Raw genomic sequence first — 20,400 nt, 5'->3', positions numbered from 1 at the left:
GAGATCTACGAAGCGTTCGACAACGCCGAGTCGGCCCCCGCCGAACCGGTCGCCGAAGAGGCTCCCGTCAAGCGCAAGCGTGCACCTCGCAAGAAGTCCTGAATCACCGATCGCGCCCTTGACGTCCTTTCCTCGTCAGACCGGACAGGGACCTCAAGGGCGCGCCGCGGGAATTGACGCGCCGCGCACATTCAGCTCCTGTTCGGGCGCGGCGGGAGTGGGTTTTCGCGAGGGTCGTGAGTGGCAATGATCGTTCCATTGAGGGGAAAGTCAAACGCGTCGTGGCGCGGGGCCGGTGTCGCTTCTGCGTAGGCGTTCTCCTGGTAGTGAGGGCCTCCTTTCCTACTCTGACGGTAGTGAAGGAGGCTTTCGCTACCGTCAGAGGTGATCCCTGGGGACAATGGGACGGCTGAGACCTCCGGCGGCCGGTCGTGAAGTACATGCCGCACTCGGGAGGGCGGTGTCGCGGAAGTGTCCCCTGTGGACATTCAAGACTCGGCCTGCTCCCGTGGTCAGTCCGGAGCTACGCCACGGGGCTCTTCCACCGATCAGAAATCCTCCGCCACGTCGTCAGTTCTGGTGGCTCCCTCACACCGGTGGAAGGATTGACGACCATGACCGACGCCAGCCCGCTGAACACCGACGAGGCCACGTTCATCGCGGTGGCCCGCTCAGGCGATACCGCGCGGTTCGCGCTCATCACGGAACGCCACCGACGTGAGCTGCAGGTGCACTGCTACCGGATGCTCGCGAACTACGACGACGCCCAGGACATGACGCAGGAGACGTTCCTGCGAGCGTGGAACAAGCGGGAGTCGTTCAAGGGCCACGCCGCGTTGCGGACCTGGCTGTACCGGATCGCGACGAACGCCTGCCTCGACTTCCTTCAGAAGCGCGACGACCGCACACCGCTACCGTCCGAGGTGCTGTACCTGCAGCCGTACCCCGACCGGATGCTCCCCGAGGACCCGCAGGAATCGGTGGTGTCGCGGGAGACGATCGAGCTGGCGTTCATCGTCGCCGTCCAGCACCTGCCGCCGCGGCAGCGGGCGGTGTTCATCCTGCGCGACGTCCTCGGCTGGCCGGCGCCGAAGGCCGCCGACGCCCTCGAGCTGACCGTCGCGTCGGTGACCAGCGCACTGCAGCGGGCCCGCGTGACCATGCGCGAGCAGCTGCCCGACCGCCGCCTCGACTGGCGGAGCCCCGCTCCCCACGAGCTGTCGCATGACGAGCGCGGCGTGGTGAAGGCGTACATCGACGCCCATGAGCGCAACGACCTCGACGGACTGATGTCCCTGCTGCGCGACGACCTGCGCTTCGCGATGCTGCCCGAGCTGGGCCCGGTGACCATGGCGGCCAAGGACGCGGTGGACGGCTGGGTCTCCGGTGGGCTCTTCCAGCGCGGCCGCGACGACTGGCGCGGTATCGCCACGACGGTCAACCGCATGCCTGCCGCCGTGCTGTACCTCCGCGCCCCCGAAGACGCGGAGTACCGGCTGTTCGCCATCGCGGTGCTGCGCATCGTCGACGGGAAGATCGCCGAGCTCACCGGATTCGACGCCGCCGGCAAACCCTGGCTGGATCTGCCCCGGGCACTGTGACCACTCAGCGCCTCGTCTCGTATCGGGTCAGCACCACGCCGCCGGGGAACGTCCGCGTCTCCGCCAGGGTCAGGTTCACCCAGCTGTCCAGCGTGGTGAAGAACGGTGTGCCGCCGCCCACCAAGACCGGCGCGGTGACCAGCAGGTACTCGTCGATCAGCCCGGCCCGCATGGCCGCCCCGGCGAGCGTCGCGCCGCCGATGTCCATCGGGCCGCCGTCCTCGGCCTTGAGCCGGGTGATCTCGGCGACCACGTCACCGGTGACCAGGCGGGTGTTCCAGTCGACCTTGTCGATCGTCGAGGAGAACACCGCCTTCGGCATGTCCCGCCAGCGGCGGGCGTACTCGATCTCCGCCGGGGTGGCGCCGGGCTGCCGGTCGGCGGTCGGCCAGTGGGAACTCATCCCCTCCCACAGCTTGCGCCCGTACAGCGCCAGGCCCGTCGCCGCCACCCGGTCGGACCACCACCCGAACAGCTCGGCACTCGGCGACGAGTCCGGTCCCTCACCCCCGCTCCAGCCGAGGTCGTCGCCGGGCGCGGCGATGTAGCCGTCCAGGGTCACATTCATGCCGAAGGTCAGTTTCCGCATGGCGTCAGCCTCCTGTGAATCGATCTCACACGTATAGACGGGCGCGGCGCGAAAACCTGATCGGTGCGTGTCGTCTGTCAGGGCACGGTCTGGTGTCGGACGGCTTTGGCGAGGGTGCGGATGCCCTGGCGGATCTGGCGTTCGCTGACGTTACCGAAGCCGAGTACGAGAGCGGGCGGGCGCGGCTCGGTGGCCGCGGACGCGAACCGGTAGTGGTCGAGTCCGTTGACTCGGACGCCCATGGTCGCGGCGGTCGCCACGACGGCGCGCTCGGATGTCCCGTCGGGCAGGTGTAGCAGGGCGTGGCAGCCTGCCGCCAGCCCGTGTAGCTTGCCTGGCCCGAAGGCGAGGTCGGCCTCGGCCGCCAGCACGTCCCGGCGGGTGCGGTAGATCTCCCGCACGCGGCGCAGGTGGCGGTCGAACCTGCCTGATTCCATGAGCAGCGCCAACGCTTCCTGGTCCAGCACGGGAGCGCCGCGAGAACTGAGTCGTTGCTCCTGGACGATCCCGGCCACGAACCGCGGTGGCGCGAGGACCCAGCCCAGGCGGATCGCGGGTGCGAGCGTCTTGCTGACCGATCCCAGCGCGATCACCCGGGCGGGGTCGAGGCCTTGCAGCGAGCCGACCGGCTGACGGTCGTACCGGAATTCGGCGTCGTAGTCGTCCTCGAGGATCACCCCGTCGACCTCGTCGGCCCAGGCGACCAGGTCGCGTCGCCGCGCAGGGCCGAGCGCGACACCGGTGGGACACTGATGGGCCGGGGTCGACAACACCGCCCGTGCCCCGGTTTCGCGCAGGTGGGCCACGTCGAGGCCGTGGTCGTCGACGCGGACCGGCACGGGGTCCAGGCCGGCGCGGCGCGCGATGAGGTCGTGCTCTCGGGGGCCGGGATCCTCCAGCGCGAGCCGCTGGATGCCGTGCTGTGCCAACGTCGCGAGGGCGAAAGCCAGCCCCTGCCGGAAACCCGAAACGACGACGGCGTCCTCGGCGACCGCGCACCCCGACCGAACGCGACGGTGGTAGGCGGTGACGATCTCGCGCAGGTGTCGCACACCGGCCGGGTCCTCGTCACCCAGCCCGGCGGTCGGCAGGGTCCGCGTCGCCTCCGACACCGCCCAACTCCAATCGGTCAACGGCACCGAGCCGAGATCGGGGATGCCGTACTCGAAGTCGGCCTCGATCGGGTGGAACGGCGCGGCAAAAGCGGGCGCTTGCCGGGTGGGTCCGTTTGCGGGCAACGAGGCCACCCGTGTCCCGGAGCCGACCGCCGACTCGACGTAGCCCTCGGCCAGCAACTGCTCGTAGACATCGACGACCATGCCGCGGGAAACGCCGAGCAGTTCAGCCAGGCGCCGAGTCGACGGCAGGCGCTCCCCGGCACCGAGCCGTCGAGTGCGGATCGCCGCCCGCAACTGGGTCTGGATCTGAACCCCGAGCGGTCCAGCGCCACGGTCCAACGTCACCAGAAGGTCGGGGCCACCGCGCGCCCACTCCACAGCCATGCCACCAGTACACCAAATTGGTCCACTCCCCGGGTCGGCGAGTGGACCTTCAGACCGGACCACCTCGGCCCCAGGATGAAGGGCATGAACATCGGGATCCTCCTGGCACTCTCGTCGGCTCTCTCCTACGGCGCGGCGGACTTCGTCGGCGGCGTCGGCTCGCGCCGTCACTCCTCATCGCAGATCGTTCTGGTCGGGCAGGCCGCCGGCGCGCTCGTCATGCTCGTGGCCGGCCTGCTGGTGCCGGGTCGTCCGGCCGCCTCGGACTTCCTTTGGGCGCTGTTGGCCGGCCTCGGCTCGTCGACCGGCGGCATCTTCCTGTTCCGCGGGCTGGCCCGCGGCCGGATGGGTCTGGTGGCGCCGATCTCGGCGGTCGGGGCCGCGCTACTGCCCGTACTGGTGGGCGCGGTCCTCGGTGAGCGTCCCGGCTGGCTGGTCTGGGTCGGCGTGTTCGCCGCACTCGCGGGGATCTGGTTGGTCTCCCGCGAGACCACATCGGATCGACCGGCGCGCACGCGGGGAGCGCTCGTCGACGGCGCCATCGCGGGAGCGGGATTCGGGGTCCTGTTCATCGCACTGGACCAGATCTCGGCCGACGCCGGTCTGCTGCCGCTGGCCGCCAACCAGCTGACCGGCGCGATCCTGACCATCCTCGCCGCCACGTGCCTGCGGCAGCGATGGCGTCCCAGCCGCGGCGTGGTCGGCTGGGGCAGCGCCTCGGGCCTGCTCGGCGTCTCGGGCACGCTGGGGTTCATGGTCGCCACCGGAACGACCAGCCTCGGCGTCGCCGGAGTCCTCGCTTCCCTCTACCCGGCCGTCACCGTGCTGCTCGCGGCAGGCGTGCTCGGGGAACGGATCGACACCCGGCAAAGAACGGGCATCGGCATCTGCACCCTCGCGGTCGCCTCCCTGGCACTGGGCTGAACCTCGACACACCATCAAGGCAGGAGACTACGAATGAACGACACCGAGCCACAGGCCATGGAAGGAGACTCATGCTGACCCAGGTCGCCGAGGGCGTGCTGGTCCACCAGAGCGAGTTGCTTCGGAACAACACCGTTGTCGTGCAGGGCAATGGCGGCGTGCTGCTCATCGACGCCGGGATAACGGGCGACGAGATGGCCTGTCTCGCGAACGACCTTCGCGAGTTGGGCGTGCCCGTCGTGGCGGGGTTTTCGACCCATCCTGATTGGGATCACGTGCTGTGGCACGCCGAACTCGGCGACGCACCTCGTTTCGGTACAGCCGGCTGTGCGGCCTTTACGCGAGATGTGCGGTCGAAGGCGGATTGGAAGGCCCGCGCCGCCGAGGGGTTGCCGCCGGAAATCGCCGAGGAAACACCGCTGGACCTGTACGGCCTCATCACGGGTCTGCCCGCCGGCACCGCGCGGATTCCTTGGGATGGCCCCGAAGTCCGGATCATCGAGCATCCGGCGCATGCCCCGGGCCACGCGGCACTGTTGATCGGAGAACGCGGGGTTCTCGTCGCCGGCGACATGCTCTCGGATGTCTTCATTCCGATGCTCGACGACGTGAACGACACCAATGACCCGATCGAGGAGTACCTCGTCGGGCTGCGACTGCTCGAGGATGTGGCGGACGACGTCGAGGTCGTCATCCCCGGACATGGTTCCGTCGGCAGAGGTGATCGGGTACGCGCGAGGATGCACCAGGATCGGGCATACGTGCACGCCCTGCGTGACGGCCGTGACCCCGACGACCCGCGGATCGGCCCCTCGGCCGAGCCCGGCTGGGAATGGGTGAGCGACATCCACGAAGGACAACGCCGGCGCTTCGCCGAGAGAACCGAACGCGGCTGACGAACGTCTCGCTTCCGCTACCAAGCCAAGGAGCCTACGAATGAATGACACCGAACCGCAGACCGCGGCGGGAAAAGTGCTCTGGCACTTCACGATGTCGCTGGACGGCTTCGTGGCGGGCCCGGACCACGCGATGGACTGGATGACCGGGACGAACCGCCCGGGTCTGGAGGGCGAGTACGTCACGACCACAGGCGCCGTGCTGGGAGGTCGAGACGGCTGGGACATGGCCGCCGCGAGTGGGGGCCGCCCGTACGGCGGCGACTGGAACGGGCCGATTTTCGTGCTCACCCACCACCCCGAGGACGCGGCGCCCGCCGAGGGAGTCACCTTCCTCGACTGTGACCTCGCGGAGGCGGTACGGCTCGGACTCGAGGCCGCCGACGGCAAGAACCTCGAAGTGTTGTCCCCGACAATCGGCGCTCAGCTACTCGATCTGGGACTGATCGACGAGATCGACCTGCACATCGCACCGGTCCTGCTCGGCGAGGGCATCCGGCTCTACCACAACCCGGGCCGCGCGCCGATTCACCTGCACCAGGTCGGCGACGGCGATCCCAGCTCGGAAGTCAACGTGCGGTACCGACCTGCCGGCACGTCGACGACCGGCGATTGACTCCCGCTATTCAACAAGTTATATATAACCAATGCCATACCTTGGACGAGGTCGCGCGGTGGTGCTCGGTGCGGGGGTCGCCGGTCTCGTGACGGCGCGGGTTCTGTCCGAGCATTACGACGAGGTGGTCGTGGTCGAGCGCGACGAGCTTCCCGACCGGCCAGGGCATCGGCGCTTCGTTCCGCAGTCGCATCACGCGCACGGCCTGTTGAGCTCCGGTCGCCGGGTGCTGGTCGGGCTGTTCCCCGGCCTGTCGGCGGAACTGGCGGCCGGCGGCGCGCTCACGCCGGGCTCCAGCGACCCCGCGATGGGAGATCGTTCGCTCTTCCTGGTCCGCGGCGAGACGACCATCCGGATACCGGCCTGGTGGAGCGCGGGTTTCGGCGCGAGCCGGATCCTGCTCGAACACGCGATCCGCGCCCGCGTACGGACGCTGCCGAACGTCACGGTCCTGGACCGGACACCCGCCACCGGACTGCTGACCGACCGGTCCCGCCGCCTGGTCACCGGCGTCCGGACGCCCGGCGAGGATCTGGGCGGCGACCTGGTCGTCGACGCGTCGGGCCGGAACTCGCCACTGCCGGAGTGGCTCGAGCGGATCGGATACCGGCCGCCCGCCCGCTCGGTCGTCCACTCCGACGTCCGCTACGTCAGCGTGGTCACCGAACCCGATCCGTCCTTCGATCCCGAGTGGCTGGCCATCCTCGGTGGCCAAGCCGAATCCGGCTCCTCCGTCGGCGGTGTCGTGCTCCGCGTCGAGCACGGCCTGCTGCACATCTCGTTCGGCTCGATCGCCCGCAGCGGTCCGGTTCCGGCGGACCTGGCCGAGTTGCGCGACTTCGCCGATCGGCTGACGGCGCCGGTGGTGGCCGAGGCGCTCCGCCGGTCGACACCGACCGGCCCGATCCGCGCCTTCCGCGTCCGCAGCAACACCCGGCGGCACTACGACCGCGCTCGCGAGATGCCCGAGGGCGTCCTCGCGCTCGGCGACGCCGCCAGCGCGGCCAATCCCATCTACGGCCAGGGAATGAGCGTGGCCGCCCTGTCCGCGGCCGCGCTCGGCCGGGTGCTCGCCGCCGGGGACGACGCGGGGTTCGGACGCCGGGCGGCACGGGCCATCGCCGCCACGTCCGCCGAGGCGTGGCGCCTCGCGCTCGGGGAGGACCTCCGCTACGGATGCCGCACCGAAGGGGTCCGTCCATCGTGGACGGCCAGGTTCGGTGAGGGCTACCGCAACCGACTGGAACGAGCGGCGGCGCTGGATCCCGAGGTGGCGGCGGCTTTCAACGACGTGCTCAATCTCCACCGTCCGTTGTCGTCGCTCGGTTCCCCGCGGATCGCCCGGCGGGTGCTGAGGCCGTTGCGTGACCGCGATCCCGGTCCGCTGTCCGCGACCGTCGCCGCGGTACTCGGCGTCGCCTGAACCCCGTCCGAGCGAGGAGGCCCATGTTCCAGCCACAGTTCGTGGACGTCGACGACGTCTTGCTCCACGTCGAAACCGACGGTCCCGGCGACGGTCCGGCCGCGCTGTTCCTCCACGGCTGGCCCGATCTCTGGTTCACCTTCGAGCAGCAGATGACCGCGCTCGCCGAACAGGGGTACCGGACACTCGCGCCGGACCAGCGCGGCTACGGCCTTTCGTCCAAACCCGGCCTGGTCGCCGACTACCGGATGCCCGAGCTGGTCAAGGACATCGTGCTGCTCATCGAGCGGCAGGACGCGGCGCCGGTACATCTGGTCGGGCACGACTGGGGCGGGGCGGTGGCCTGGATGGTGGCGATCGAACGACCGGATCTGGTCCGGTCGCTGACCATCGTCAACTGCCCGCACCCACAGGTGTTCGCCGACTCGTTGCGACGCAAGCCTTCCCAGCTGCTGCGGAGCTGGTACATGGTGGCGTTCCAGTTCCCCGGCCTCGCCGAGGCCGTCCTCGGCGCTCGTGGTGGCACGGTTCTCGCGGCGATGCTGAAACACGGCGCCCGGCTGAGCGAGGCCGACCTCGACCGGCACCGCGCCGTCTGGCGCCATCCCGGCACGATCCAACGGCCGCTTTTCTGGTACCGCGCGATGTTCCGGACGATATGGCACTCGCGCCGCGCCGAATCCGACCTGACGGTACGCGTGCCGACCCAGATCATCTGGGGACGCCGCGACGGTGCGCTCGGCAAGTACCTCGCCGAACCCAGTGCCGCCCAGTGCGAGCGGTCCGAGCTGCACTGGCTCGACACGCGGCACTGGCCGCACCGCGAACAACCCCGGCACGTCACCGAACTCCTCGCCGCCTGGTTCGCACGGCACGCGGACCGGACCTGATCGGTTGCTATTCTCCGGGTCTCCCGCCGGAAGGAGCCCGATGCTCAGATTCGCCCTGCTGGGCTTCCTGCTCCGGCAGCCGATGACCGGTTACGACCTGGCCACCGCGATCCGCACCAGCATCCATTTCGTCTGGCCCGCCCAGCTCAGCCAGATCTACCGCACGTTGAGCCAGCTCGAGGACAACGGGCTGGTCGTGTCCGAAGTGGAGCCACAGCAGAGCAGGCCCGACCGCCGCGTGTACACGGTCACCGACGCCGGACGGGAGGCGTTCGGTTCCTGGCTGAGCGAACTGGTCACCGAACTCGACCCTGTCCGCGTGCCCTTCATGGTCCGCTTCTTCTTCGCCGGATCCCGTCCACTGGAAGACACCGTGACCCAGCTCCGGGTCATGCGCGACCTCCACGTCAAGGACCAGGAGCGGCTCGCCGTCGAACTGCCGGAACAGATCGCGGCGGCCGCGGCCCTCACCGGCGGCAGCGAACTCGATCCCCTCATCTGGGACTCGGTCCGCCGAGCCGGCGAGATGATGGCCCGGACCTGGGTGGACTGGATCGACGAAACCATCGAGCGCCTCCAGCACGCCGCACGCGACGGCCAGGGGTAACCCGATGAGGTCACGGCACGCCTGAGGTGCCCCTGACAGCATGCGGCAGTGGCGGGAATACGGGCCTCAGTGCGCGATCGCGAGGCAGTAGACGGCGTCGTCCGGCTCGCGTTTCAGCTGTATCCCGTACTTGTTGTCCTCGGGGCAGCTCTCCTCGTAGCCCACGACGTGGGTGATCTTGTAGATCGGGTCGCCGAGGTTGTCCATCACGTTCCCACTCGTGGGGCACTCCGCTGACTTGATGTCGGTGCCGCCGACGCCGACAGTGGTACGGACGCACTCGCCCACCTCGTGCTTACCGCCGAATACCCCGCACCCGCCCGCGACCGCCGCGATGATCACGGCGCAGGCCGTCAAACGCCAGAGCATGATTTCTCCTTCGCTGCCCAGTCCGTTCTGGACATGTGGCAGACCGGCCCTCTTTGTCATCGACTGGTTCGAGCGCGCAGTTGGTCGACGTCCTTGATAGTGATCACACCACGGTCGGTCGTGATGACTTCATCTTCTCGAAGGGTTTTGAGGGCGCGCACCACCGATTCTCGCGACAACCCCAACGACTCCCCTAACGCGGCCTGGGATCCGATGGCGAACCTGAGCCGATCACTGTAGGCCGGATCGAAATCATCGACATAACGCAACAGCATTTCGACGATCTTCGTGAACGCATCGTCGTTCTGGCCGACGATGTTCCGATCCGACTCGCGCAGGCGCTCGGACACCACGGCGCAAAGGACGCGGAGCACGCGGGGACGTTGTGCCAGATAGCGGTCGAACGCGCTGCCATCGACGATGAGCGCGCGCACCGGCGTCTCCGCTTGGACTGTCGCCGACCTCACTTCGCGATCCAGCACAGCCTGTTCGCCCACGATGTCTCCGGCGAATCGCGGCGCGATAGGCGTTTTCCCGTCAGCTGCCGACAGCCGGACTCGTCCGCTGTGGAGCACAGCGACCCAGTTGTCGCCACCCACGGTGAAGGGGCGATCGTCCTTGTCGCTCATGCGGCTCCAGTCCCTCAGCTTCGCGGTCGGGCGCGATTGAACCGAAGACCGCGGAGCGAAGCGACTTCTTGTGCGTCACGGTACGCACAACCGCCCGATCACTCCGCCGGCGAAAGCCACCTCGGCTTCCTCGCGCCAGACCAGGGCCGAAAGGAGCCTTCACCCACCACCAGCCTCACCCTGTCGCGCGAGTTCGGCCGTCGCTTCGTCGATCTTCCGTTCGAGGGGCAAAAGCACCTGACTCAGCCGCGCCTTTCGCTACTCCGGCGTCAGCTCGGCGAGCGCTGCGGCGGATATGAGGTTTTCCCTGTCGTCAGAAGGCATGCGGGTGATCACCAGTCCAGGTCAGGGTCTTCGGTGACCGAATTCAGCGCGGTCACCGTCGCGTGGCCTTCACTCAGCAGACGGGCGTCGCTGCCCGGCGACAACTCGCCTTCGACCGTGACAGCGGTGACGGTGAACGCGCCTTCCTCGCCGTTCTGGACGTGACTGCGCACCGCACCGAATTCGGCCAGCCCGGTGCGTTTCGGGGGCCCCGCCTCGGCACGATCGGGCACGTTGAGGTTCAGGACCGTTCCGGCGGGCAGTTCCGTGAGCCTGTCGAACAAGGTCGCGGCGACACTGACGGCGGTGTCCCAGTGGGGTCGCGGCCCGGGAGCCAATCCCACGTCGAGGGACACCGCGAGGGCCCTGGCGCCGTTGATCGAGGCGGTCAGTGCCGCGCCGACCGTGCCGGAGTGCAGGATCGCGCGCCCGACGTTCGCCCCGTGGTTCACCCCGGACAGCACGATCTCCGGCGGCTCGCCGAACGTTCCCTGCGCGGCGGCCAAGGCGATCAACCCGGGATGCGCGGCAACGGCGTACACAGGGACATCGGGGAGGCCGGGCAGTTCCCGTCGTTCGACCGCGATCCGCCCCTCTCCGCCGGCACCGGTCAAGCCCGCGCTGGTTCCGCTGGCCTCCGCCGCGGGCGCGGCGACCACGACGGTCCAGCCGTGGTCCGCCGCGCCCCTGGCCAGCGCGGCCAGCCCCGGGGAATCGATACCGTCGTCATTGGTGATCAGGGCACGCATCAGGAGGCCTCCCACGGTTTCAGGCGTACTCGTCCGGTGAGTTCCCGCACGGCGCCGTCGCTACCCGAACCGAGACCGTGTCGTGTCACGTTGATCGCGCCGGCCGCCGCCCCGAGCTTCAGCGCGTCCTTCACCGACCGGCCTTGTGCGAGGCCGACCGCGAGCCCCGCGGTCATCGAGTCCCCGCCGCCGCGGGTGTCGACCGGGGTCAGGTCGGGTGATTCCACCAGAACCAGCTGTCCTTCGAGGTAAGCGAGCGTCTCCTCGGCGGCGCGGGAAACGACGACCGCGCGGGCGCCGCCCGACGCCAGCTCACGGCAACCGTCCGCGAGATCGGGCAGCGAATCGGACTTGGCCAGCCCGTCCTCGACCATTTCCTCATGGCTGACCTTGATCACCGCCGGATCGCCCGCGAGCGCTCGGGCGAGTCGTTCCCCGGACAGGTCCACCACGACCGGCGTGCCCTGCGTGCCCAGATCCCGGGCGAGCCGCTCGTACACCGAATGCGGCACCGGCACGTCATCCTCGTCCGGCCCGCTGAGAATGGCGACGTCCGCGCGCAGACCCTGGACAAGAGTCAACTCGTACAGATCGTCGAGTTCGTGCCGGGTCAACGCGTCCGCGGGCATCCGCACCATCTCGTCGCGACGGCCGTCACGCCGATCGTGCACGTAGGCGCCGTTGCGCGCCGCGACTTCGCGGACCTCGGCATCGACACCGATCAGATGCCGCAGCACCCTTCCCGTCTCCCCGCCGAGCGCGCAGCACAACACCGCCCGCGCGCCGAGGGCCTCGATCATCCTCGACTGCCACACCCCCTGCCCGCCCGCGTGCACGTGGACGTCGGGCGCCCCGTCCAGCTCTTCCACCGTCACCGTCAGCTGCGGAGACGGCGCGAACACCGCCACTCGACCCTCAGTCATACCGGCGTTTACCCCGTTTTGCCGGATTTCACTCTTCGTCGTCAGTGAGGCCGCGACAGGTCGACAAGGCAGTCGAACAGCACCTCCGCCGCGTCGCGCACCGCTTGCGAAGTGGTGTCGAGCGGTTCGATGACCCCGGAAAGCTGCTCCCAGACGAGCCTGCCCAGCACGCGGGCGACCACGGTCCTGACCGCGGCCGGTTCGCCGGGGAGTGAACGCAACGCGTCCCTTCCTCCGCTGAGCACGCTGCCCGATATGAGTGCGTCGAGGCATCGCGAAAGCACCTCTCCGATGAGCCGGACCGCCACCGGACGAGAGGAGCCTCGCAGGTAAGGGGCGACGTCGGGCATGGTGGCCATCCGGCGCACCACGCCTGCCACCATGCGGTCCCGGACCAGACGCAACTCGAGAGTGGACGCCACGGGCTCCCGGAATCGCTTCGACACAGTCTTCCCTTCGGCAGGCAGTCCCCGCACAGCTTCTACGCCGTTGGCGGCACTGGCCAGCCCGAAGGCAATAAGTAAGGGCCCTCACTCATGGGTCGAAGGCCGCAATCCTTAACAGGGCAGAGGGTCGTGCAAGGCGACCCGAATCGGGCACTTTGATTGCGGGAGTGTCCCTTATGGACAGTCCAGAAGGTAGCAGGCCTCTGTGACAAGCCCTCTCACGCTGCCACTCCAGGATCGGCTACCCGGGCGACAAAGCCACGCCGGAACCTGGTGCGTGTCCAGTACATTCCCGCGCTGCTCAGGGTGCCGCCCGCCGGGCGTCAGCGCAGCGCCGCCAGGACGTAGTCGTCGCCGAACTGCCACACCGGGGCCGCTTCCGCGAAGCCCGCCTCCCTGAGCAGTCTCGTGTGCTCCTGCGGGCTGAGCCGGTTGCCGTAGCCGGTCGAGATACCCCGCAACTCGTCGGCGGTGAATCGCTCACCCAGCACGGGATCGGCGGCGACCGCGGTCCACCAGCTTTTCCAGTCTTCGCGGGACTCGACTCCGGCCCGCGCGGCACGACGGTTCTTGACGGCTTCGGTGAGGTCGCGGATGCCGGGTTGTGCGTCGTAGAAGTGGTCGCCGTTGACGAGCGCCCCGCCCTCCCTCAGCGCGACGGCGAGGTCGCGGTAGATCTCGGCGAGCCGCTCGGGACGCAGCCAGTGCAGGGCGGTCGTCGAGACCGCGGCGTCGATCGGCCGCCACTTCAGCCAGCCGCGCTCGGCGAGGTCGGCCTGGAGGTACTCGATGGCCGCGTGCGCAGGCCGGGTGGCCTCGGCTAGGCCGAGCAGGAACGGATCGTTGTCGATGCCGACGACTCGCGCTCGCGGTAGCCGCCGGGCGAGCCTGGTGGCCAGCGAGCCGGGGCCACAGCCGAGATCGAGCACCAGCGGCTCGGCGACGTCGCGGCAGACGTGCTCGACGACATCGATCAGGACGTCGAAACGTTCTTCGCGGTCGGCGATGTAGCGTTCCTGCTGGACGTCCCACCGTCGCACCCAGCTTGCCGCGAGTTCCTGATCCACCGCGCTCCCCTCGTGATCTTCATCCTGTGTAGCACACCTCGGTCATGGGTTACCGTGTGCGTCACAACGTAAGAAGGTGCCCGTCGGGGGAAGCCGGTGTGAATCCGGCGCTGACCCGCAACCGTGAACGGCCTGTGCCGTGAGCCGGACTGCCCGCCGAGTGCTGCCAGCCCCAACTGTCGTGGAGTACGGAGCGGGGTCCCGTTCACGTGCGGCCGCGCGCCCGGGACAGTGCTCGATGTCCCGGAGGTCCCTATGACGCGTCATCCGCTCACTCGTCGGCGCCTGCTCGCTTTGGCCGCGCTCACGCCCTTGGCCGCCTGCGGGACCGCGCCCGCGACCGCGGGACGGCTGAAGGTCGCGTTCGCGGCGGGTGGGTCGAAGGAAACCCTTGATCCGGCCCAGGTTTCGCTTTTCGTCGACCAGGCGCGGGCCAAAGCGCTCTTCGACACGCTCGTCGCCTACAACGCCGACACCTCGTTGCGGCCGCGGCTGGCCGAGTCCTGGGAAAGTGACGGTTCCGGTACGCGCTGGCGGATCAGGCTGCGGCAGGCGGCCTTCCACGACGGGCGTCCGCTCACCGCGGACGACGTGCTCTACAGCTTCCGGCGGATCGCCGATCCCGCACTGGCCTCCTCGTCCCGGCAATACTTCGCGAAGGTGGACTTCGCCCGCAGCAAGGCGGTGTCGCCCAACGAACTCGAACTGACGCTGACCGCTCCCGACTTCGAATTCCCGTCGGGGTGGGGCGCGCCGGGTGCGGAGATCGTGCCGGCCGGGACGACGGGCTTCACGGCGCCGATCGGGTCCGGCCCGTTCCGCTTCGTCTCGTTCACTCCCGGCGGCCCGGCGGTGTTCCGTAAGAACGAGTCCTATTGGGACGGCGCACCGAGTATCGACGAGCTGGAGTTCGTCCCGGTCAACGACGAAACCGCGCGCGTCAACGCCTTGCTGTCCGGACAGGTCGACTACGCCCACGATCTCGCGGCCGGTACCGCGGCCCGGCTGACCGGCGACGGGCGTGTCTCGCTGCTCGAAGCCAAGGGAACGACGATGCAGGGCCTGATCCTGCGCCTGACACAGCCGCCGTTCACCGATCCGAGGTTGCTGCGCGCCGTACTGTCCGGAGTGGACAGGGAGGCGTTGAACCGGGTCGCGCTGGCCGGTCGCGGCGAAATCGGCAACGACCTGTTCGGCAAAGGACTCCGCGGGTACGCCGCCGGCATCCCGCAACGTCGGCGCGACGTGGAACTGGCCAGGGCGCTCGTACGCGAGGCAGGAGCCGAGGGGCTCGCCTTCGCCGTCGAAACCAGCGACGTCGACCCGGGCTTCGCCACCGCGGCCACGCTGATTTCCCAGCAGCTCAAGGAAATCGGGCTCACCGTCACGCCGAACACACGCGCGTCGAGCACCTACTTCGGCGAGATCAAGACCAAGGGGGTGGCCGCGCTCACCCGCACGGCCACCCTGCCGGTGGCGACGTTCCTCAACCAGCGCTTCCGCACCGGCGGCTCCAACAACGTCAACGGATTCGGCTCGCCGGAATTCGACGCCCTCATGGATCGCGCCGCGGCCACCGCGGACGAAGCCGCCAGGCTCACGCTGTTCGGCGACGCCCAGCGGATCGTGCACGACTCCGGCGGCCTGCTCGCCTGGGGGTTCAGCACCTGGACGATCGCCGTGTCGAAGCGGGTTTCCGGGTTGGTGACCGCGCCACCGAACACCTTCGAGTGGGCGAGGTTCGACCGCGCCCGGCTGTCCTGACGTGCCGGGTCACACCGTGCGGCGGCTGGGTTTCGCCGTACTGCAGGCGATGGTCGTGCTGGTCGCGACGTTCGCCGTGACCGCGTTGCTCCCCGGCGACGCCGCCTCGGTCGTGCTCGGCGAACAGGCCACCGACGAGCAGGTGGCGACCGTACGCCAACGGCTCGCCCTCGACCAGCCACTCCTCGACCGGTTCGGGAACTGGCTTTCGGGACTGGTCACCGGCGATCTCGGCCGATCGCTCGTGACCGGTGCCCCGGTGACCGACGAGATCGTCCGCCGCTTCGCCGCCACCGCGGTGCTCGCCGGAGTGACCCTGCTCGTGCTCGTACCGCTCGCGCTCGTCATCGGGGTCACCTGCGGCCTGCGCGAAGGTTCGCGGATCGACCGGGTACTCAACGCTGTCACGCTGTTCCTGCATTCGATACCGGAGTTCGTCCTCGGCCTGCTGCTGGTCGCGGGATTCGCCGTCTACACCGGATTGCTTCCGGCCACCGCGGCCGGAACGGACCTCGCCGCACGCCCCGAGGTGCTCGTGCTGCCGGTGATCGTGCTCGTCGCCAGGCAACTGTGCGACGTCGCCCGGCAGCTCCGGATCGGGATCGCCGAGCAGACCCGGGGGCAGGTGGCCGAGCATCTGCGGCTGCTCGGCCTGCCCGAACGCACCGTGGTGCTGCGGCACCTCCTGCCTGCCGCCGCGGCCCCCGCCGTGCAGCAACTCGCCCGCGCCGTCGAAGGGCTGCTGACCGGAACGGTGATCGTCGAGTCCCTGTTCGCGATCACCGGCCTCGGCACGGGTTTCGTCGAAGCCGTGCAGAACCGCGACATCCCGCAGGTGCAGGGATACGTGCTGGTGTTCGCCGGGGTGGTCGTGCTCGGGAACCTCGTCGCCGATCTCGTCGCGCACCGGCTGACCCCGCGCCGGGAGCTGGTCACGTGGTGAGCAGAGCCCTCGGCTGGCCGCTGCTCGCGGTGCCGCTCCTGCTCGCGGTGGCCGGGCCGGTGATCGCGGGCCCCGCGGTGTCCGTCGGGGCACCGTGGCAGGCACCGGACGCCACCCATCCGCTCGGCACCGACGTCCTCGGCCGCGACACGCTCACCGTGATCCTCGCGGGTGGTCTTCCCGTGATCGGCATGACGGTCACCGCGCTCCTGCTCGCCTATCTCATCGGGGTGCCGCTCGGTCTCGTCGCGGCCGGGCGCGGACGGCTGGCCGACGAGACCGTGATGCGATCACTCGACCTCGTGCTGGCCTTTCCCTCGCTGCTGGTCCTCATGGTGCTCGCCGCGACCGGACACCGCGGGCCCGGTGTGCTCGTCCCGGCTGTGGCCGTCCTTCAGCTACCGGCGATCACCCGCGTGGTGCGCGCCGCGGCACTGGCGCCAGGCTGCCGAACCGCCGTGGAAGCCCTGACCCTGCAAGGAAAATCGTGGTGGCGCATCCAACTCGGATACGTCGCCCGGCACGTCACCGGTCCGGTCGCGACCGACGCCGGCACGCGGCTCGGCGTCGTGCTCTACCTGCTGGCATCGGCGAACTTCCTCGGGCTCGGCCTGCCTGCCGACTCCCCGGACTGGGCCGTGGTCATCGAACGCAACAGCGAAGCCCTCTACACCGCCCCCGCGGTGGTCCTGGTGCCCGCCGCGCTGCTGATGGCTCTGTGCGTCGGCACAAACCTCGTCACCGACCGGCTGCTCGCCGCCCGGCGGATGATCCCGTGACCGTACTGGAGATCACCGGACTGTCCGCCCGCGCCGGGGAAACCGTTCTGCTCGAGGACGTCTCGCTGGCCCTCGAACCCGGCCGCGTCCTCGTTGTGCTCGGCGCGTCCGGCGCGGGAAAGACCACACTGGGCCTCGCCGCGACCGGACGAGCCCGGCCGGGGATCGAGCTGTCCGGCTCGGTCCGCCTCGCGGAATACCCGCTGCTGGACCGGCCCGCGTCCGAACTGCGACGGGCGCGGGCCGGGGTGATCGGTCACCTGCCGCAGCAGCCGTCGGCGGTGCTGGACCCGGTCCGCCGCTGCGGCCCGGTGCTGGCCGAACTCGCCGCGCTTCACCACCATGGCCGCGCCGCGCGGCTGGCGGCGGCCCGCACCGCCTTGGCGGAAGCGGGACTCGAGCCGGATCTGTGGCGCCGGTTCCCGCACCAGCTGTCCGGCGGACAGCAGCAGCGCATGGCTCTCGCCACCGCCCTCGTGACCAGGCCCCGTGTTCTCGTTCTTGACGAACCGACCAGCGGTCTCGACGCGGCGAACAGGATCGCGCTCACCGCCCGCCTCGCGGCGCTTTCCCGTGCCGGGGCGGCGATGCTGATCCTGACCCATGACCTCACGCTGGCGCGTGCCCTCGCCGACGACGTCGCCGAACTCCGCGACCACCGGTTGGTGCCGTCCCCCGCCGTTCCCGAACACAGCCGTTTCGACGGATCTCCGGCCGCGTCGCCGACGTCCCCGGTGCTCGTCGTCCGCGGGCTCACGGTGCGGGCCGGGCGGACGACGCTCGTCGAGGACGTCGACCTGGAGCTGGCGGCGGGCAGCCGCACCACGCTCACCGGTGCCTCCGGCGCGGGCAAAACGACGCTCGGCCGCGCACTGGCGGGTTTGACCCCACCGGCCGCGGGCACGATCGAAGTCGACGGCGTCCGTCTCCCTCACTTAGCCCGTCGTCGCGATCGCGCGCAACTGCGTGCGGTCCACTACGTCCACCAGGACAGCCGCGCCTCGTTCGACGAGTTCCGCGGCGTGCTCGACCAAGTGGCGGACACCGGCCGCCTCCTCCGCAGCCTCAGCCGTGCGGACGCCCGGCTCGAAGCGGAGGAACTCCTGCGTTCCCTCGGCGTCGATCCGCTCGACCGCCGTCCCGGCCTGCTTTCCGGCGGACAGCTCCAGCGCTGTGCCGTGGCCCGCGCGCTCATGGCCCACCCGAGAGTCCTCGTCTGCGACGAGGTGACATCGGCTCTCGACGCGGCCAACCGCACCCGGCTGCTCGACGTCCTCACCGCCGCGGCGAACCGGCACGGCACCGCGCTGCTCATGATCAGCCACAGCGACACCGCGGCCGCTCCCTCGGCGGATCGCACGCTCGCCATCACCGGCGGGCGGCTCTCGCGCCACGGAGACTGAGCAGGGATTCGTCCCGGCCGCCGCGCCCAAGGTGACCAGCCCGACGAGCCGGCTCAGCCGATCGCGGCCTCGATGTGGGCGAGCTGGACGGCGAGGATCTCTTCGAACACGGCGAGGCGGTCCACACCGAGAGGGCGGACGTCGCGGGCGAAATGGGCCAGCGCGGGAAAGCGTTCGGGATCGGCGCCGAGTACCGCGACGCGGAACAGTTCCATTCCCTGTTCGTACTCTTCGGGAGTGAGGGTGCTGACCCCGGCCTCGGAGGCGATCAACGCCGCGATGAGGACCGCGATCCGGTGGTAGCGCGCCGGGATCTCCGCGTCGGGCAGCCCCGACTCGCGTAGAGCCTGCAGCACTTCTTCCATGACGAGGCGGGAACCGGTGCCGCCCGAGGCGTAGCGTCCCCAGACCGCGGCGAGCTGCGGGTGCTGACCGAAGGCCTCCCGCACGCGCAGGGCCAGGGTCGTGATGCGCTGCTTCCAGTCGCCTTCGGGCCGGTAACCGTCCATAGCGGACAGAAGGATCCGGTCGGCGACCGCGCGCAGCAGTTCGGTCTTGCTGCGGAAGTGCCGGTACAGGCTGGACGAATCGGTGCCGAGCACGGCCGCGAGCTTGCGCACGCTGAAGGACTCGGCGTCGCCCGTGCGCAGCAACTCCGCCGCCGCGTCCAGGATGTCCTCGGTCGACCAGCGCCTTCTGCCTGTCATCCCACCCCTCTCGTCGAGACCCAGCTTAACTTATGCACTTGGTGTTGCACGCACCGCGTGCATAATGATGGCAAGACACCGACTCGGGGAAGACGAAAGGACGTATGTCGTGAGGAAACCGCTGGATTCCGCGAAGCTGACCATCGCCATCGAGAATGTCCACCGCGCCGGGATGCCGGGCGTGTTCGCCGAGGTACGAGAAGGCGACGAAGTCTGGTCCGGCGCCGCCGGGGTCGCCGACCTCGCCACCGGCCGCCCTGTCACCGCCGACATGCGGCACCGCGTCGGCAGTATCACCAAGACCTTCACCGCCGCCGCCGTGCTGCAGCTGGTCGAAGAAGGTCAGATCGGGCTCGACGCGCCGATCGGCCGCTACCTGCCGAAGCTGGTTCCCGGGACCCGCGGCGACGCGATCACGGTCCGGATGTTGATCAACCACACCAGCGGCTTCGCCGAATACCTTCCGTACGTCTACCCCTCGCTCAAGGCGTTCCCGGCCCTCGCCGAAACCACGCCGCAGAGCTTGGAGGATCACCGGCACACCCGGTTCGACACCATCGAGCTGATCGAGAAGGGCGTCGCCGCACCGGCTTTCGCCGCGCCAGGCGAAACTCCGGGGTTGTACTCCAACACCAACTATCTGCTTCTCGGCCGGCTTCTGGAGCACGTAACCGGCGCCACGGCCGAAAAGTGCATCACCCAGAACGTCATCGAACGCGCCGGCCTCCGCGACACGGAGTTTCCCGATGGACCGCGCTTCGACGGCCCGCAGTCGCAGATCTACGAGGCGTGGTTCGGCATGTACGAGCCGCCGCGCGACTTCAGCGTCTTCGACATGTCCTATGTGGGGCCATCGGCTTCGCTGATCTCGACCGTCTCGGATCTCAACCGGTTCTTCGGCCTGCTGTTCGCCGGGAAGATCGTCAGCCCGTCGTCGCTGGCGGAAATGCGGCGCACCGTCCGCGTCGTCTCCCAGGAAAGCAAGATCATCGACTACGGGCTGGGCCTGTACCCGATGGAGACGCCCGCCGGCACCTTCTGGGGACATGGCGGCACCGTCTGGGGTGGCGGCGCACTGGCCATGACCAGCGCCGACGGCAAGCGGCAACTGGCCGTCGCGGTGAACATGCAGCGGTGGAACAGGTTCGACTCCACGGGCACTCCGCAGCCCCATCCCATCAACGACGCGCTCGCGGCTCTGTACGACGCGGCGATGTGCGGCTGACCGGGCCGCCACGAAATCAGGAGA

21 protein-coding genes and 1 riboswitch are annotated in these 20,400 nt (G+C 69.4%); of the genes, 12 read left to right on the top strand and 9 right to left on the bottom strand.

What is annotated here, in order from left to right:
• The first annotated feature begins 614 nt into the window (after nucleotides 1-614).
• Complete coding sequence (locus ACLJO0_RS40075; protein WP_410585002.1) at nucleotides 615-1,601, top strand: RNA polymerase subunit sigma-70; 987 nt, start codon at nucleotides 615-617, stop codon at nucleotides 1,599-1,601.
• A 4-nt stretch (nucleotides 1,602-1,605) separates the two neighbouring features.
• Here ACLJO0_RS40075 and ACLJO0_RS40070 read toward each other — a convergent pair whose 3' ends face one another.
• Nucleotides 1,606-2,190, bottom strand: a complete 585-nt coding sequence (locus tag ACLJO0_RS40070; RefSeq protein ID WP_410585000.1) for a dihydrofolate reductase family protein — start codon at nucleotides 2,188-2,190, stop codon at nucleotides 1,606-1,608.
• A 77-nt stretch (nucleotides 2,191-2,267) separates the two neighbouring features.
• Nucleotides 2,268-3,692: a PLP-dependent aminotransferase family protein gene (locus ACLJO0_RS40065; protein WP_410584998.1), complete on the bottom strand. Its 1,425-nt coding sequence runs from the start codon at nucleotides 3,690-3,692 to the stop codon at nucleotides 2,268-2,270.
• Between the two features lie 84 nt (nucleotides 3,693-3,776).
• Here ACLJO0_RS40065 and ACLJO0_RS40060 point away from each other — a divergent pair, with 84 nt between their 5' ends.
• The 6 genes from ACLJO0_RS40060 to ACLJO0_RS40035 all read left to right on the top strand — a co-directional run bounded on the left by ACLJO0_RS40060 (nucleotide 3,777) and on the right by ACLJO0_RS40035 (nucleotide 9,048).
• A complete protein-coding gene (locus ACLJO0_RS40060) occupies nucleotides 3,777-4,616 on the top strand; it encodes an EamA family transporter (RefSeq protein ID WP_410584996.1) in 840 nt (279 codons plus the stop codon).
• A gap of 71 nt (nucleotides 4,617-4,687) precedes the next feature.
• Nucleotides 4,688-5,512 carry an MBL fold metallo-hydrolase gene (locus tag ACLJO0_RS40055; protein WP_410584994.1) on the top strand — a complete coding sequence of 275 codons (825 nt, stop codon included), beginning with the start codon at nucleotides 4,688-4,690 and terminating at the stop codon, nucleotides 5,510-5,512.
• A 40-nt stretch (nucleotides 5,513-5,552) separates the two neighbouring features.
• Nucleotides 5,553-6,128, top strand: coding sequence for a dihydrofolate reductase family protein (locus ACLJO0_RS40050; protein WP_410584992.1), 576 nt, complete (start codon nucleotides 5,553-5,555; stop codon nucleotides 6,126-6,128).
• Between the two features lie 31 nt (nucleotides 6,129-6,159).
• Nucleotides 6,160-7,551, top strand: a complete 1,392-nt coding sequence (locus ACLJO0_RS40045; RefSeq protein WP_410584990.1) for an NAD(P)/FAD-dependent oxidoreductase — start codon at nucleotides 6,160-6,162, stop codon at nucleotides 7,549-7,551.
• Between the two features lie 23 nt (nucleotides 7,552-7,574).
• Complete coding sequence (locus tag ACLJO0_RS40040; protein ID WP_410584988.1) at nucleotides 7,575-8,441, top strand: alpha/beta fold hydrolase; 867 nt, start codon at nucleotides 7,575-7,577, stop codon at nucleotides 8,439-8,441.
• Between the two features lie 40 nt (nucleotides 8,442-8,481).
• A complete protein-coding gene (locus tag ACLJO0_RS40035; protein ID WP_410584986.1) occupies nucleotides 8,482-9,048 on the top strand; it encodes a PadR family transcriptional regulator in 567 nt (188 codons plus the stop codon).
• A gap of 66 nt (nucleotides 9,049-9,114) precedes the next feature.
• On the opposite strand, the gene ACLJO0_RS40030 is transcribed toward ACLJO0_RS40035, so the two are convergent.
• The 6 genes from ACLJO0_RS40030 to ACLJO0_RS40005 form a co-directional block, all read right to left on the bottom strand.
• Complete coding sequence (locus ACLJO0_RS40030; RefSeq protein WP_410584984.1) at nucleotides 9,115-9,417, bottom strand: hypothetical protein; 303 nt, start codon at nucleotides 9,415-9,417, stop codon at nucleotides 9,115-9,117.
• Between the two features lie 56 nt (nucleotides 9,418-9,473).
• A complete protein-coding gene (locus ACLJO0_RS40025; protein WP_410584982.1) occupies nucleotides 9,474-10,046 on the bottom strand; it encodes a Crp/Fnr family transcriptional regulator in 573 nt (190 codons plus the stop codon).
• Nucleotides 10,047-10,378: 332 nt separating this feature from the next.
• Complete coding sequence (gene surE / locus ACLJO0_RS40020; protein ID WP_410584980.1) at nucleotides 10,379-11,119, bottom strand: 5'/3'-nucleotidase SurE; 741 nt, start codon at nucleotides 11,117-11,119, stop codon at nucleotides 10,379-10,381.
• Complete coding sequence (locus tag ACLJO0_RS40015; protein WP_410584978.1) at nucleotides 11,119-12,042, bottom strand: PfkB family carbohydrate kinase; 924 nt, start codon at nucleotides 12,040-12,042, stop codon at nucleotides 11,119-11,121. Before ACLJO0_RS40015 ends, surE begins: the two co-directional genes overlap by 1 nt.
• A 41-nt stretch (nucleotides 12,043-12,083) precedes the next feature.
• On the bottom strand, nucleotides 12,084-12,488 hold the full coding sequence (locus ACLJO0_RS40010; RefSeq protein WP_410584976.1) for a hypothetical protein: 405 nt from the start codon (nucleotides 12,486-12,488) through the stop codon (nucleotides 12,084-12,086).
• Between the two features lie 323 nt (nucleotides 12,489-12,811).
• A complete protein-coding gene (locus tag ACLJO0_RS40005; protein WP_410584974.1) occupies nucleotides 12,812-13,555 on the bottom strand; it encodes a class I SAM-dependent methyltransferase in 744 nt (247 codons plus the stop codon).
• A gap of 57 nt (nucleotides 13,556-13,612) precedes the next feature.
• Nucleotides 13,613-13,727: riboswitch (cobalamin riboswitch) on the top strand.
• An 83-nt stretch (nucleotides 13,728-13,810) separates the two neighbouring features.
• On the opposite strand from ACLJO0_RS40005, the gene ACLJO0_RS40000 reads away from it, so the two are divergent.
• The 4 genes from ACLJO0_RS40000 to ACLJO0_RS39985 are packed head-to-tail and all read left to right on the top strand — an operon-like array spanning nucleotide 13,811 to nucleotide 18,444.
• Nucleotides 13,811-15,319 (top strand): ABC transporter substrate-binding protein, encoded by a 1,509-nt coding sequence (locus ACLJO0_RS40000; RefSeq protein WP_410584972.1) that lies wholly within the window; start codon nucleotides 13,811-13,813, stop codon nucleotides 15,317-15,319.
• Nucleotide 15,320: 1 nt separating this feature from the next.
• On the top strand, nucleotides 15,321-16,262 hold the full coding sequence (locus tag ACLJO0_RS39995; protein WP_410584970.1) for an ABC transporter permease: 942 nt from the start codon (nucleotides 15,321-15,323) through the stop codon (nucleotides 16,260-16,262).
• On the top strand, nucleotides 16,256-17,041 hold the full coding sequence (locus ACLJO0_RS39990; protein ID WP_410584968.1) for an ABC transporter permease: 786 nt from the start codon (nucleotides 16,256-16,258) through the stop codon (nucleotides 17,039-17,041). Before ACLJO0_RS39995 ends, ACLJO0_RS39990 begins: the two co-directional genes overlap by 7 nt.
• Complete coding sequence (locus ACLJO0_RS39985) at nucleotides 17,038-18,444, top strand: ABC transporter ATP-binding protein (protein WP_410584966.1); 1,407 nt, start codon at nucleotides 17,038-17,040, stop codon at nucleotides 18,442-18,444. Before ACLJO0_RS39990 ends, ACLJO0_RS39985 begins: the two co-directional genes overlap by 4 nt.
• Before the next feature lie 53 nt (nucleotides 18,445-18,497).
• On the opposite strand, the gene ACLJO0_RS39980 is transcribed toward ACLJO0_RS39985, so the two are convergent.
• Nucleotides 18,498-19,151, bottom strand: a complete 654-nt coding sequence (locus ACLJO0_RS39980; protein ID WP_410584964.1) for a TetR/AcrR family transcriptional regulator — start codon at nucleotides 19,149-19,151, stop codon at nucleotides 18,498-18,500.
• 109 nt (nucleotides 19,152-19,260) lie between these two features.
• Between ACLJO0_RS39980 and ACLJO0_RS39975 the strand changes: the two genes are divergently transcribed.
• Nucleotides 19,261-20,376, top strand: coding sequence for a serine hydrolase domain-containing protein (locus tag ACLJO0_RS39975; RefSeq protein WP_410584962.1), 1,116 nt, complete (start codon nucleotides 19,261-19,263; stop codon nucleotides 20,374-20,376).
• Nucleotides 20,377-20,400: the final 24 nt, after the last annotated feature.

Source organism: Amycolatopsis sp. lyj-108, from assembly GCF_046549005.1.
Lineage (GTDB): Bacteria > Actinomycetota > Actinomycetes > Mycobacteriales > Pseudonocardiaceae > Amycolatopsis.
Note: the sequence above shows the minus strand (reverse complement) of the source record. Positions and strands in the feature narration are given on the sequence as shown.

What these genes read in the sequence shown, in the direction of transcription:
- ACLJO0_RS40075 (WP_410585002.1), top strand. Translation starts at nt 615, where the DNA reads ATGACCGACGCCAGCCCGCTGAACACCGACGAGGCCACGTTCATCGCG.
- ACLJO0_RS40070 (WP_410585000.1), bottom strand. Translation starts at nt 2,190, where the DNA reads ATGCGGAAACTGACCTTCGGCATGAATGTGACCCTGGACGGCTACATC.
- ACLJO0_RS40065 (WP_410584998.1), bottom strand. Translation starts at nt 3,692, where the DNA reads ATGGCTGTGGAGTGGGCGCGCGGTGGCCCCGACCTTCTGGTGACGTTG.
- ACLJO0_RS40060 (WP_410584996.1), top strand. Translation starts at nt 3,777, where the DNA reads ATGAACATCGGGATCCTCCTGGCACTCTCGTCGGCTCTCTCCTACGGC.
- ACLJO0_RS40055 (WP_410584994.1), top strand. Translation starts at nt 4,688, where the DNA reads ATGCTGACCCAGGTCGCCGAGGGCGTGCTGGTCCACCAGAGCGAGTTG.
- ACLJO0_RS40050 (WP_410584992.1), top strand. Translation starts at nt 5,553, where the DNA reads ATGAATGACACCGAACCGCAGACCGCGGCGGGAAAAGTGCTCTGGCAC.
- ACLJO0_RS40045 (WP_410584990.1), top strand. Translation starts at nt 6,160, where the DNA reads ATGCCATACCTTGGACGAGGTCGCGCGGTGGTGCTCGGTGCGGGGGTC.
- ACLJO0_RS40040 (WP_410584988.1), top strand. Translation starts at nt 7,575, where the DNA reads ATGTTCCAGCCACAGTTCGTGGACGTCGACGACGTCTTGCTCCACGTC.
- ACLJO0_RS40035 (WP_410584986.1), top strand. Translation starts at nt 8,482, where the DNA reads ATGCTCAGATTCGCCCTGCTGGGCTTCCTGCTCCGGCAGCCGATGACC.
- ACLJO0_RS40030 (WP_410584984.1), bottom strand. Translation starts at nt 9,417, where the DNA reads ATGCTCTGGCGTTTGACGGCCTGCGCCGTGATCATCGCGGCGGTCGCG.
- ACLJO0_RS40025 (WP_410584982.1), bottom strand. Translation starts at nt 10,046, where the DNA reads ATGAGCGACAAGGACGATCGCCCCTTCACCGTGGGTGGCGACAACTGG.
- surE (WP_410584980.1), bottom strand. Translation starts at nt 11,119, where the DNA reads ATGCGTGCCCTGATCACCAATGACGACGGTATCGATTCCCCGGGGCTG.
- ACLJO0_RS40015 (WP_410584978.1), bottom strand. Translation starts at nt 12,042, where the DNA reads ATGACTGAGGGTCGAGTGGCGGTGTTCGCGCCGTCTCCGCAGCTGACG.
- ACLJO0_RS40000 (WP_410584972.1), top strand. Translation starts at nt 13,811, where the DNA reads ATGACGCGTCATCCGCTCACTCGTCGGCGCCTGCTCGCTTTGGCCGCG.
- ACLJO0_RS39980 (WP_410584964.1), bottom strand. Translation starts at nt 19,151, where the DNA reads ATGACAGGCAGAAGGCGCTGGTCGACCGAGGACATCCTGGACGCGGCG.